This is a genomic window from Denitrobacterium detoxificans (genome assembly GCF_001643775.1).
Classification (GTDB): domain Bacteria; phylum Actinomycetota; class Coriobacteriia; order Coriobacteriales; family Eggerthellaceae; genus Denitrobacterium; species Denitrobacterium detoxificans.
Map to the genome: position 1 here is coordinate 460,621 of NZ_CP011402.1, position 13,118 is coordinate 473,738.

General features: G+C 60.5%; 7 protein-coding genes and 1 rRNA gene. 7 read left to right on the top strand and 1 reads right to left on the bottom strand.

The genetic code is table 11. The annotated features are described in order from the left end of the window. Nucleotides 1–101 precede the first annotated feature (101 nt). From AAY81_RS01860 to AAY81_RS01875, 4 genes are all read left to right on the top strand, one after another. Nucleotides 102–1,361 (top strand): argininosuccinate synthase, encoded by a 1,260-nt coding sequence (locus AAY81_RS01860; RefSeq protein ID WP_066660699.1) that lies wholly within the window; start codon nt 102–104, stop codon nt 1,359–1,361. A gap of 111 nt (nt 1,362–1,472) precedes the next feature. Then, the gene (argH, locus tag AAY81_RS01865; protein ID WP_066660702.1) at nt 1,473–2,864 is read left to right on the top strand and encodes an argininosuccinate lyase; all 1,392 of its coding nucleotides are present in this window, start codon (nt 1,473–1,475) and stop codon (nt 2,862–2,864) included. A 161-nt stretch (nt 2,865–3,025) separates the two neighbouring features. Next, complete coding sequence (locus AAY81_RS01870) at nt 3,026–5,173, top strand: transglycosylase domain-containing protein (RefSeq protein ID WP_066660705.1); 2,148 nt, start codon at nt 3,026–3,028, stop codon at nt 5,171–5,173. Nucleotides 5,174–5,193: 20 nt separating this feature from the next. Next, on the top strand, nt 5,194–5,715 hold the full coding sequence (locus AAY81_RS01875) for a hypothetical protein (protein ID WP_143117375.1): 522 nt from the start codon (nt 5,194–5,196) through the stop codon (nt 5,713–5,715). Between the two features lie 156 nt (nt 5,716–5,871). Here the strand turns inward: AAY81_RS01875 and AAY81_RS01880 are convergent, their stop codons facing one another. After that, nucleotides 5,872–7,245 (bottom strand): ISL3 family transposase, encoded by a 1,374-nt coding sequence (locus AAY81_RS01880; RefSeq protein WP_066660379.1) that lies wholly within the window; start codon nt 7,243–7,245, stop codon nt 5,872–5,874. Nucleotides 7,246–7,416: 171 nt separating this feature from the next. On the opposite strand from AAY81_RS01880, the gene AAY81_RS01885 reads away from it, so the two are divergent. The 3 genes from AAY81_RS01885 (at nt 7,417) to AAY81_RS01895 (ending at nt 13,048) form a co-directional block, all read left to right on the top strand. After that, nucleotides 7,417–9,747: a U32 family peptidase gene (locus AAY81_RS01885; RefSeq protein WP_066660711.1), complete on the top strand. Its 2,331-nt coding sequence runs from the start codon at nt 7,417–7,419 to the stop codon at nt 9,745–9,747. Nucleotides 9,748–9,790: 43 nt separating this feature from the next. Continuing rightward, complete coding sequence (gene tyrS, locus AAY81_RS01890) at nt 9,791–11,002, top strand: tyrosine--tRNA ligase (protein ID WP_066660714.1); 1,212 nt, start codon at nt 9,791–9,793, stop codon at nt 11,000–11,002. Between the two features lie 540 nt (nt 11,003–11,542). Next, nucleotides 11,543–13,048: ribosomal RNA gene (locus tag AAY81_RS01895) — 16S ribosomal RNA — on the top strand. Nucleotides 13,049–13,118: the final 70 nt, after the last annotated feature.

A 13,118-nucleotide genomic window follows, 5' to 3' on the forward strand; every position in this document is an offset into this window, starting at 1 on the left:
TGCCTTCTATGCACTCTAGCTACCCGTATGCCCAGGTAGCACTCAAATCGTATTCAAAAAAATGAATATATGCAGCGAAAGCTGCGAAAGGATTGATTGTCATGACCAAGGAAAAAGTTATTCTCGCGTACTCGGGTGGCCTCGACACCTCCTGCTGCATCAAGTGGCTTCAGGTTGCCATGAACCTCGACGTCATCGCTGTTGTGGGCGAAGTTGGCCAGGAGCATGACGGCCTGGAAAAGGTGAAGGCGAAGGCCCTGCGCATGGGCGCTATCGACTGCATCGTCGCGGACATGCGGGACGATTTCGCCGACAACTTCCTTACGAAGGCCATTGCGGCGAACGCCATGTACGAGAACAAGTATCCGCTGCTCTCCGCCCTGTCCAGGCCCGCTATCGCAAAGTATCTGGTGCAGGCCGCCCATACGTATGGCGCAAAGTACGTGGCTCACGGCTGCACGGGCAAGGGCAACGACCAGGTGCGCTTCGAGAACAGCATCGCCATGCTCGACCCCACGCTTACCATCCTCGCTCCGGTAAGGGACTGGGAGTTCAACACCAGGCCCCAGGAAATGGAATGGGCGGCCGCTCACGGTGTGGAAGTTCCCACCACCAAGGCCTCTCCGTATTCCATCGACGATAATCTGTTCGGCCGTGCCATCGAATGCGGCATCCTCGAGGACCCCTGGGCGGAGCCTCCTGCGGACATCTACACCATGACGGTCGACCCGCAGGATGCCCCCGATGCTCCCGAGTATGTGGACATCGACTTTGAGCAGGGTGTTCCCGTAGCCATCAACGGCAAGAAGATGTCCATGAAGGACATCGTCATGGACATGAACGAAATCGCCGGTCGGAATGGCTATGGCCGCATCGACATGGTTGAGAACAGGCTCGTGGGCCTGAAGAGCAGGGAAGTGTACGAGTGCCCCGCAGCTCTGGCGCTCATCATGGCTCATAAGGGCCTGGAAGACCTCTGCCTCGAGCGCGAGGTGCTGCACGCCAAGCTCGATCTCGAGCAGAAGTGGGCGGTTTCGGTGTACTACGGCGAGTGGTTTGGCCCGCTCAAGCAGGCTATCGACGCGTTCATGGCGAACACGCAGCAGTGCGTGACGGGTACCGTGAAGCTGAAGTTCTACAAGGGCAATTGCACCGTGGTCGGCCGCAAGAGCGAGTACTCGCTGTACAACCCCTCTTTGGCCACGTATTCCGAGGGCGACACGTTCAATCACAAGGCTGCTGCTGGCTTCCTCGAGATCAACGGTCTGTCCGCGCGCAACTGGGCTGCCAATAGGGCTAAAATGGGCGCGCTGAACGATTCCACGAGCGTTTGCCAGCCCCATATCATCGACGAGGATTAATCATTTCGTCTTGCGTATGAGCAGCTGCGCTCCAGGCGCGCTCTCTCGTGGTGCGGCGGTCCGCAAACTCGCCGCCGCCCCGTAGGTCGAATAACGAGAAAAGGTAGTTTCATGGCACTCTGGTCAGGCAGGTTCGAAGAAGGCGTCGACGATTTCACGCAGCGCTTTGGCGCGTCGCTTCCCGTCGATAAGCGCATGTACGCGCAGGATATCGCGGGCAGCCGCGCTCACGCGAAGATGCTCGCGGCAACGGGCGTCATTAGCGCTCAGGACGCTCAGGAAATCGACGCCGGATTGGCCGGCGTCCTTGCCGACATCGAAGCGGGCACGTTCGTGTTCGACATCAACGACGAGGATATCCACATGGCAATCGAGGGCGAGCTCACGCGCCGCATTGGCAGCGCGGGCGCACGCCTGCATACGGGCCGCAGCCGTAATGACCAGACCATTACCGACACCCGTCTGTTGGTGAAGGACTTCTGCGTTCAGCTCATGCGGGGCAATCTCGCCCTGCGTCAGGCGCTCGTGAATCAGGCGAAGGCACATCCGGAAGTCGTCATGCCTGGCTATACGCATATGCAGCACGCCCAACCCGTTCTGTTCGCTCATCACATGCTTGCGTACTATTGGATGTTCCAGCGCGATTTCGGCCGCATTGCCGCGGCTCTTCAGGCTGCCGACGTGAACCCGCTGGGTTCTGCGGCGCTGGCGGGAACCACGTACCCGCTCGATCGCCGCATGACGGCGCAGGAGCTTGGCTTCTCGCAGGTCACGCCCAACTCGCTTGATGCCGTTTCGAATCGCGACTTCCTGCTCGACCTGCAGTACGCTTGCAGCGTCACCATGATTCACCTGTCGCGTCTGGCCGAGGAAATCATCCTGTGGTCCACGCAGGAGTTCGGCTTCATCACGCTGTCCGATTCCTATTCCACGGGTTCGTCCATCATGCCGCAGAAGAAGAATCCCGATTTCGCGGAGCTCATCCGCGGCAAGTCGGGGCGCGTCGTGGGCGATCTTATGTCGTTGCTCATGGTCATGAAGGGCCTGCCCCTGGCGTACAACAAGGATATGCAGGAGGACAAGGAAGGCGCTATCGATGCGTTCGATACGGTATGCGATTCCATGCGCTGCATGTGCGGCATGATCGAGACGATGCAGATTCACCCCGATGCCATGATGGAATCCGCGCGCAAGGGTCATATGGCTGCTACCGATGTGGCCGACTACCTGGCGAAGAAGGGCCTTCCGTTCCGCGAAGCCCATGCCGTGGTAGGCCACTTGGTATTGCTGTGCGAAAAGCGTGGTTGCCAGCTCGACGACCTTTCGCTTAGCGACTTCAAGGCCGAATGCGACCTGTTCGAGGCCGACATCACCGAACAGCTCGACCTGCCTAGCATCGTGCGCGCCCGCACTACCGAGGGTGGCACGTCTCCCCAGGCCGTTGCCGTGCAGATGCAGGCAGTGGAAGAAACCATGGCTCACGACGCTGCGCTTCTGGGGTAGGCGCAAGAGCATATTCACGTCATGTATGGGGCGTCTTGCGGCATGTTCGCGGGGCGCCCATCGTGTATCTCTTGACGTTTACTTGTGTACTTTGGCGTGCTTCTAAACGCAGATGGTAGAATAGCGCCAGCTTACCAGGAGGTTACATGGGCTCACGTGCAATGAAAAAACGCCTCGGTACGAGGAACAAACGCCGATACGCACCGCTTCTGTTCATTCTCTGCGCGCTCTTCGCGCTCGTCGTGGTCGGCGGAATCGCGGTATACACCGCAGCTGAATCGTGGCTGGAAGACCTCCCCGATTATGCCGATTCCTCGGCATATAACTATTCCCAGAAAACGCGCGTGTACGCGTCTGATGGCACGACGCTGCTTGCCGAGTTCTACGTGGAGAATCGCGAACCGGTTAGCAGCTTGGATGACATCAGCGAATTCGTGCGCAACGGCACGGTTGCCACCGAGGACGTGCGCTTTTACGAGCATAGTGGCGTCGACCTTCTGGGTATTGGCCGTGCATTGGCAAACAACCTGTTCGGTGGTTCCACCGAAGGCGCGTCTACGCTTACCCAGCAGTTCGTCCGCAATACGGTACTTGCTGACGAAGCAAGTGAACAGACCATCAAACGTAAGGTTCGCGAGGCATACATCGCGTTGAAGCTCGAGGAGATGTACTCGAAGGACGACATCCTCCTCATGTACCTGAACACCGTTAACTACGGCTCGGGTGCTTACGGCATTGAAGCCGCTGCCAAGAAGTACTTCTCCGTAAGCGCGAGCGACCTCACGCTTGCCCAGGCGGCTTTGCTCGTGGGCATTCCCCAGTCGCCTACGTACAACAATCCCATCAATTACCCCGACAATGCGCTCTCGCGTCGTAACACGGTGCTCAACCGTATGCTTACGAACGGCTATATCACGCAAGAGCAATATGACGAGGCGGTAAACGAGCCGCTTGGCCTGAACGTTTCGGAAGACGAATCCGATGACGGCATTTACGCGTATCCGTACTTCACCAGCTACGTACGCCAGACGCTTTTGGAAGACTATTCCGAGGCCGAGGTGTTCAAGGGCGGTCTTACGGTGTACACCACGCTTGATGTAACGGCGCAGGAAGCGGCCGAAGCCGCGTGTGCCGAAAAGGAAGAGGCCGTCGACGACGACTTGGAAGTCGCCCTGGTGGCGGTCGACCCCGACACGGGCTTCATCAAAGCCCTGGTAGGCGGCAAAGACTACAACGAGAACGAATACAATCTTGCTACGCAGAGTACGCGACAGCCCGGTTCTGCGTTCAAGACGTTTACCCTTGCGGCGGCCATCGAAAACGGCATCGATCCCAGTACGTACGTGAACTGCTCGTCGCCAATCACACTCGATAACTGGACGGTCGAAAACTACGATGGCGCCTCGTACGGCACGCGCTCGATCGAAAGTGCCTTTGCCATTTCGGCTAATACGGGTTTTGCGCGCTTGTGCGTCATGCTCGGTCCCGATAAGGTTGCCGAAATGGCCACGCGCCTGGGCATCGAAACCGATCTCGAAACGGTACCCTCCATCACGCTGGGTTCGCAGGGCGTTACCGTGCGCGAAATGGCCGGTGCATATGCCACTATTGCCTCGGGCGGTATCAAGCGCGATGCGGTGGCTATCGAAAAGATCGTCGATTCCGACGGCGACATCATCTTCCAGGCCGACACCACGGGCACGCGCGTCATCTCCGAGGAAGTGGCCCATGCCACGGAAAAGGTCATGGAGGGCGTTGTGACGAATGGTACGGGTACCGCAGCTGCGCTGTCCTCGGGGCAGACGGTAGCCGGCAAGACGGGTACCAGCCAGAATTGGCGCGATAGCTGGTTCTGCGGCATCACACCTCAGTATTCTGTGGCCATTTGGCTGGGTGCGCGCGAGGAGCGCCAGATGAGTTCGTCGTACAGCGCTACGAGCGTCTTCAGCTCGTTCTTGAATCAGCTCATCTCGAAGAGCGATACCGAGAAGTTCGTCATGAACAGCGCGAGCAATCCGAAGTACCGCATGCTCACGTCCGATGAGAAAGAAGCGCTTGGCGCTACGTCCAGCACCACCAGCAGCGACGATGAGAAGTCGTCGGATTCCAGCTCGTCGTCCACTTCCACGACCACGAACTCCACTACGAGTTCCTCGAGTAGCTCTTCGCGTTCGAGCTCGTCGGGTTCCAGCAGCTCGTCGTCGAGTAATGGTTCGTCAACATCGAATGGTTCGTCTTCGGGCTCTTCGAGTGATAGTTCACAATCGGGTACCGGAAGCTCCTCGAGTTCCGGTGACTCATCGGAATAATGCATAAGGTAAGGAACAACATGAATCGTGTATCTCGCTCTATTCGCGTGGCGGCTGCTGCTTGCGCCGTTGCCTGCGCGCTGGTGGTAACCGGCTGCGTAGCGCAATCGACTACCGGCGTCACCAGCGAGGCGGAGCAGAATCGCCAGTACATGGCTACGCTCAATCAGCAGGTTACCGATATCCAGGAAGATCTCACGGCATTTCAAGATGCGGTGGCGAAGCAGGATGCCGTAACCATGCAGGCCCATCTTACTTCGGTGGACAAAGTCATCGAAAGCGTGAAGAACACCGATTGCACGTCGAAGCTGCAGCCGGCGAAGGACCTCTACGTCGACGCGCTGTGCTCGCTCGACGATGCGCTTGCGTCTTACGTTTCGCTCTACACCGATGTCGCCAATGGCACGGTCGATTCCGCAACGTACGACGAACGTCTTTCCAGCGTCCAGTCGGCGTACAACGAAGCCATGGACAAGCTGAAGTCTGCTGATGACAAGATCGTTTCTATTAGCAATGGGGAAGATTCCGAATCTCATGAATAACACGCTCGAGCTTCTTGCTCCTGCAGGTAACATGGTCTGCCTCCACGCGGCTATCCGCGCGGGGGCAGATGCCGTATATCTGGGGGCTGATCGTTTCAACGCCCGAAGGGGTGCTGATAATTGAGGCTTCGGTAGTTTGTGTGACAAGGGGCTAGCCTAGGCAGCAACGCTCTTCGCTCCCTTCACGCCCTTCTTCCTCGCCTTCACCGGGCGACCCGGGAGCTGGGGCTGGCAGTCGCCGCACCTGAGCATGAGCAGGGCCACGAGGTTGTCGGTGTTGCGGAAGCCGTAGCCCATCCTCACCGTCACCTTGATCTTGTTGTTGATGGCCTCTACGCGCCCGTTGCTGATGCCGAGCTCGACTGCGGCGATGATGTCGTCGCGCCGGCGGCGCACCTTCTTCTCCACGGCGACGACCTTGGCGATCTTGCAGTAGGCGGCCCTGTGCATCCAGTCGTCGAGCAGCTCGGCGGCCTCGGAGCCGTCGGCTGCCCGGAAGACGGCCCGCAGGTCCTCCTTGAGCTCCCAGGCCCTGACCAGCCGCGAGCCGGCCCTCTTCTTGAGCGCCTCGAGCCTCGCCCTCTGGCCGTCGGTGAGGTCCTCGGGGTTCTTCACGAGCGCGTAGCGGCTGCCCTTGATGGAGGCCGCCTCCTCCTCGAGCGCCCTGACCTCCTCGGGCGGCAGCTCGCCTTTGGCAGGCCTGCCGCGCTTGCCCTCGGGCCTGGGCCTGGCGGCCCTGGCGGCGGCCCTGGCGGCGTTCCACTCCTCGCAGCGCACGGCGTCGAGCGCGTCGTTCATCCACTGGACCACGTGGAAGGGGTCCATGACCCACCTCGCGTTGGGGCAGCGGCGCTTGACCAGCTGCCTTATCCACCTCGCGCCGTCGGCGGTCACCACCTCTATGGCGCGCCTCTGCTCGCGCGTGAGCTCGTCGAGGAACAGGTTGAGCACGTCCTTGCCGGTGCCCTCGTGCGCCCAGATGAGGCAGCCGCGGTCGTGGTCGACGACCACCGTGACGTACTTGTGGCCCTTCTTGTACGACGTCTCGTCGATGCCGATGCGGCGCACGCCGTCGAACCTCGAGGCGCCGCGCGCGGCCTCCAGCTCGGCGTAGACGCGCCTGCACACGCCGCCCACGCTGTGCCACTCGACGCGGGCGAGCTCGGAGACCGCCGAGGCGGTGCAGCGGACCGCCAGCCACGCCACCCAGTCCTCGAAGTCACGCGTGAAGCGCGCCCCGTGCCGCGCCCAGGGGACGGCCTCGGTGCGCACGCCGTGCTCCGGGCAGCGCACCCTGCAGGGCGCGTACTCCAGGTAGCAGGCCGAGCGCGCCAGGTCCATCGCCCTCCACAGCCTGGGGGCCCCGCGGTTCGCCATGTCGTAGAAGTCGCAGGCCCTGCCGCATACGGGGCAGCGGCGCTGCTCGCGCTTGTAGGGCCGGACGCTCACGACGATGCGCTCGGCCTCGATGCGCGCGCCCAGGACGACCGTGCGGGCCAGACCGAGGGCGAGAAGTAGTAGACTCTTCATGCGTCACACCTCTTCGGTTGTCTGAATTTGGCTTAGCAATCATAGGCGGATGACGCGGAAACGGCCCCTCCCGGGGCCGTTTCAGTTCCAGATCGTTGTTTTCGCCCGCTGAGCTGGGCCTATGCCGGAATCTCTCCCACAGAAACCACCGAAGAGCCTGATAATTTCACGTTGGAGTCGCTTGCCGAGGCATGCGACTACGCGCATGTGCGCGGCCGCCGCATCTATCTCACGGTGAACACCGTTATCCTTCCGGGCGAGCGCGAAGCCGCGCTCGAGCTGGTTCGCCAGGCGTATCGTCGTGGCGTCGACGGCTTCATCATGCAGGACGTGGGCTTGGCCGCCGAGGTCCATCGTACGCTCCCCGAAGCCGAGATTCACATCTCTACTCAGATGAACACGCACAATGTTGCCGGCCTTGACGCCGCCGTTTCGTTGGGCGCATCTCGCGTGACGCTCGCACGCGAGATGGCCCTTTCCGAGGTGGTTAACATCTGCGCCGAAGCCGCAGCGCGCAATCTCGAGGTCGAGATCTTCGCGCATGGCGCGCTTTGCGTGTGCTATTCGGGGCAGTGTCTCATGTCCTCCATGATTGGCGGACGTTCGGCCAATCGCGGCATGTGCGCTCAGGCATGTCGCCTGCCGTACGAGCTGCATAATCGCGCGGTTCGCAAGGACCTTCCTTCCCCGGGCGAGCATCTGCTTTCCCCGAAGGACCTGTGCCTGGTGAATCGCCTTCCGGAACTGGCGCTTTGCGGCGTTTCCTCCTTGAAGATCGAGGGTCGCATGAAGTCGCCCGAATACGTCTCCGCCGTGGTGGGCGTGTATCGCTCCGTGCTCGACCGCGTGCTTGCCTGGGTCGAAAGCGGCCAGGCCGCTAGCGATGATGACGTCATCCCCGGTGAATTGCGCGCTACGCCCGAAGAGATGCGCGTGCTGGAGGAAGCGTTCAGCCGTGGCTTCACCGAGGGCTACCTCATGGGCGAAGATGATAACGAGATGATGAGCTATGGCCGCCCCAACAATCGTGGCGTGTTCATTGGCCGCGTGTCCTCCGTGGGAGATGGCTGGGTTGCCGTCGATCCCGAGGAAACCCTGCATGAGGGCGACGTACTCGAATTCTGGACCAATCGCGGTCATTTCGCGCACACCGTTTCCGGCATCGAAGCGGTGCGTGGCGGCGTGCGTTTCGCACTCGACCGTCGTGTTGGCAAGGGCGATCGCGTCTTTCGCGTGCGCAGCGCGGAAGCCCAGTTCGTAGACGTGCCCTTCGAGCCGAAGGTTGCCGTTTCGGGTTCGGTGGTCATTCAGCTTGGCCAGCCCATTTCGCTTACGCTTACCGCGCCGTCGGGTGCATCGGTGTGCGCGCAGGGTCCCGTTGCAGAGCCCGCTCGCACAAAGGCCCTGCTCGAAGAGGATGTGCGCGACCATATCGACCGTTTTGGCAATACGCCCTTCGCGCTTCAGAACCTGGAAATCCAGCTCGACGAGGGCGTGGGCATGGGCTTCTCGCAGATTCACAAGCTGCGTGCTGCCGCCGCCGAGCAGCTTGAGGAAGCTCTGCTCGCCGATTATCGCGCTCGCACGCTTCATCGCGCTCCTGCAAAGCCTCCGGTTCCGCGTCGTCCGCGTCGCAATTCCTGCCAAGTAGCCGTGTGGGCTACGAATGCCGCATGCGCTCGTGCCGCCAAGCGCGCCGGCGCCGATGCCATCTACGTGCCCGCTCTCAATTACAAGCGCGGAGAATCCCTGGTGGCTGGCCAGATTTCGGGCACCGTTGCGCAGACGGGCTATCCCAAGCAGGCCATTATCGCGATGCCGGTGGTCGACCACGATCCGCTTCCCGGCACGCGCGAAGAACGCTTGGGCTTCGATGCTTGGAAATACGTGAAGGCCGACAAGCCGGTGTTTGTCGAGAACCTCAGTCAGCTTGTGCGCGCTCATGAAATGGGTGCGCATGTCGAGGTTGGTCCGCACGTTCCCGTGTCCAACCCGCTGTCGGCCATGGCGCTTGCGCAGATGGGCGCCGAACGCGTGTGGCTCTCTCCCGAGCTCACGCTGGGGCAGATTCAGCAGATTGGCGATGAAACCGATGTTGAACTGGGTTTGTTCGTAAGCGGGGCAACCGAGCTCATGGTTACCGAGCACTGCATGCTCATGAGCCAGGGCCCCTGCAATCGCGACTGCTCGGTATGCCCGCGTCGCAAGAGCCCGCATTACCTGAAGGATCGCAAGGGCTACGAGATGCCCGTTGTCACTGACTGCACGGGGCGCAGCCATCTGTATAATGCAGTGCCCCTTGACATCCTGCACGCTGCCCCCGACCTCATTGCAGCTGGCGTCAGCTCCTTCATGGTCGATGCCACGATGATGAACGTCGAAGAGACCACCAAGGCGACGGCTCGTGCCGTGCGCGCTCGTGATATCGCCTTGAAGAGCGGCAATGCGGTGGGGAAGACGTCTGATACCACCTCGGGGCATCTGTTCCGGGGCATTTCCTAACTATGCTACAATGCATCGCTACATATAAGTGAAAGGCTATTTGATGCTACCTGCGGAAGAACAACTACGAATCATTCAATCTGGTGTGGCCGAGATCGTGCCCTCCGAGCTGCTTCTCGAAAAGCTGAAGCGTGGGGTGCCCCTGAACGTGAAGCTGGGCGTCGACCCGACTGCTCCCGACATTCACATTGGCCATGCCGTTCCGCTGCGTAAGCTCCGCACGTTCCAGGATCTTGGCCATCGCGTTACGCTCATCATCGGCGACGGCACGGCGCTCATTGGCGATCCGTCTGGCAGGAACAGCACGCGTCCGCAGCTCACGCCCGAGCAGGTGGCCGCCAATGCTCAGACGTACATCGATCAGGCGTTCAAGATTCTCGATCCCGAGAAAACGACCCTGGTTCACAACGCCGACTGGCTCCTGAAAATGAACCTCGAGGATATTCTGAAGGTAACGGGCCAGTTCACGGTTGCACGTATTCTCGAGCGCGACGACTTCCACAAGCGTTACACCAACAACCTGTCCATTGGCGTGCACGAGTTCCTGTACCCGATCATGCAGGCGTACGACTCGGTGGTCATCAAGGCCGACGTTGAACTTGGCGGTACCGACCAGCTGTTCAATTTGCTTGCCGGCCGCGAGCTCATGGAGAAGATGGGCATGGAGCCGCAGGTCTGTCTTACGCTTCCTTTGCTCGAGGGCACCGACGGCGTACGCAAGATGTCGAAGAGCTATGGCAACTACATTGGCCTCACCGACGAGGCTCCCGATATGTTCGGCAAGGTCATGAGCATCCCCGACGAGATGATCGTGAAGTACTACCGCTTGGCCTCCACCGCTAGCGTCGACGAGATTGACGAAATCGAGGCGGGCCTCGCCTCCGATTCGCTGCATCCCAATAAGGTAAAGCGCGCATTGGCTCGCAATATCGTTGCCGCTTACCACGGCGAAGAGGCTGCGGTTGCAGCCGAGGCCGAGTTCGATCGCGTCTTCAAGCAGCATGCCATTCCCGAGGACATCCCCGAGTTCGCTGCCGACCTTACGCCTAACGACGAAGGTCTGGTGTACCTGGCCAAGTTGCTGGCGGATGCCGGCCTGGCGAAGAGCGCCGGCGAGGCCCGTCGTCTCATCGACGGTGGCGGCGTGAAGATCAATGGCGAGGCTCTGCCCGCCAAGGCTTACAACGTGGAGCCGGCGAAACTGGAGGGTTCCGTCATCCAGGTTGGCAAGCGCCACTTCGTGAAACTGGTATAGCGCATACATGCATAGCAGAATGGAGGACCGGGCATACGTGCTCGGTCCTCTTGTTATTGCGCGTCAAAATAGTGCTTTACACACGTGAAAACACAACATGAGCCCCTGTCTGTGGGTGGTTTGTGAAGCCTTCCGAATACGCTTGAACGGCACCCACGGGGGAGGTACTATGCACAAGCTGCATTTGCAGCGGGGAGTTGCTTCCGAGGGCCCAGAGGGCCCGTCCGGCGGCGGCGAGCCGGGAGCTCAGCTCGAAAAAACTTTTTCGAAAAAAGTTCTTGACACGCCCCACTGGTTAGCGTAAAGTAATTCTTCGCCGCTTCGAACGGAGCAAGTTCGGAACGGCGGCGGCGGAAGCCGCCGGAGGACCTTGAAAACCGGATACTGCGATAGGAAGAATCAAGCTAGCGAGCATGTTCGCCTCCAACGGGGAGGCGAGCTCGAATTCAATTCTTAACTTTTTGAATCCATCAGGATTCGCACATACAAGATCCGACTCACACGGAGACTTGACGCGGGGTTCTCGAACCCCGCTGCATTTCAACGGAGAGTTTGATCCTGGCTCAGGATGAACGCTGGCGGCGTGCCTAACACATGCAAGTCGAACGAATAACCCGCCTTCGGGCGGTCATAGAGTGGCGAACGGGTGAGTAACACGTGACCAACCTTCCCCCCGCATGGGGATAACCGGGCGAAAGCCCGGCTAATACCCAATACTCCGGGCCCTCCGCATGGAGGGGCCGGGAAAGCCCAGGCGGCGGGGGATGGGGTCGCGGCCCATTAGGTAGACGGCGGGGTAACGGCCCACCGTGCCCGCGATGGGTAGCCGGACTGAGAGGTCGATCGGCCACATTGGGACTGAGATACGGCCCAGACTCCTACGGGAGGCAGCAGTGGGGAATTTTGCGCAATGGGGGAAACCCTGACGCAGCAACGCCGCGTGCGGGATGAAGGCCCTAGGGTTGTAAACCGCTTTCAGCAGGGAAGAAACATGACGGTACCTGCAGAAGAAGCTCCGGCTAACTACGTGCCAGCAGCCGCGGTAATACGTAGGGAGCGAGCGTTATCCGGATTCATTGGGCGTAAAGCGCGCGTAGGCGGCTGGCCAAGCGGGATCTCAAATCCGGGGGCTCAACCTCCGGCCGGATCCCGAACTGGCCGGCTCGAGTTCGGTAGAGGAAGACGGAATTCCCAGTGTAGCGGTGAAATGCGCAGATATTGGGAAGAACACCGATGGCGAAGGCAGTCTTCTGGGCCGCGACTGACGCTGAGGTGCGAAAGCCGGGGGAGCGAACAGGATTAGATACCCTGGTAGTCCCGGCCGTAAACGATGGGCACTAGGTGTGGGGGAGCCTTTCCTCCGCGCCGCAGCTAACGCATTAAGTGCCCCGCCTGGGGAGTACGGCCGCAAGGCTAAAACTCAAAGGAATTGACGGGGGCCCGCACAAGCAGCGGAGCATGTGGCTTAATTCGAAGCAACGCGAAGAACCTTACCAGGGCTTGACATGCGGGTGAAGCCGGGGAAACCCGGTGGCCGAGAGGAGCCCGCGCAGGTGGTGCATGGCTGTCGTCAGCTCGTGTCGTGAGATGTTGGGTTAAGTCCCGCAACGAGCGCAACCCCTGCCCCATGTTGCCAGCATTAGGTTGGGGACTCATGGGGGACTGCCGGCGTCAAGCCGGAGGAAGGTGGGGACGACGTCAAGTCATCATGCCCCTTATGCCCTGGGCCGCACACGTGCTACAATGGCCGGTACAGAGGGCTGCCAGACCGCGAGGTCGAGCGAATCCCCCAAAGCCGGCCCCAGTTCGGACAGGAGGCTGCAACCCGCCTCCTCGAAGCCGGAGTTGCTAGTAATCGCGGATCAGCACGCCGCGGTGAATACGTTCCCGGGCCTTGTACACACCGCCCGTCACACCACCCGAGTCGTCTGCACCCGAAGTCCCCGGCCCAACCTCGTGAGGGAGGGGCCGAAGGTGTGGAGGGTGAGGGGGGTGAAGTCGTAACAAGGTAGCCGTACCGGAAGGTGCGGCTGGATCACCTCCTTTCTAGGGAGATTCAAATACAATTCCTAATCGCAGCATCCGGTTTCCGGGGCCCTCCCCGGAGGCGGGGAGA

Coding starts and splice junctions, on each gene's coding strand:
- AAY81_RS01860 (WP_066660699.1), top strand. CDS start 102: ATGACCAAGGAAAAAGTTATTCTCGCGTACTCGGGTGGCCTCGACACC.
- argH (WP_066660702.1), top strand. CDS start 1,473: ATGGCACTCTGGTCAGGCAGGTTCGAAGAAGGCGTCGACGATTTCACG.
- AAY81_RS01870 (WP_066660705.1), top strand. CDS start 3,026: ATGAAAAAACGCCTCGGTACGAGGAACAAACGCCGATACGCACCGCTT.
- AAY81_RS01875 (WP_143117375.1), top strand. CDS start 5,194: ATGAATCGTGTATCTCGCTCTATTCGCGTGGCGGCTGCTGCTTGCGCC.
- AAY81_RS01880 (WP_066660379.1), bottom strand. CDS start 7,245: ATGAAGAGTCTACTACTTCTCGCCCTCGGTCTGGCCCGCACGGTCGTC.
- tyrS (WP_066660714.1), top strand. CDS start 9,791: ATGCTACCTGCGGAAGAACAACTACGAATCATTCAATCTGGTGTGGCC.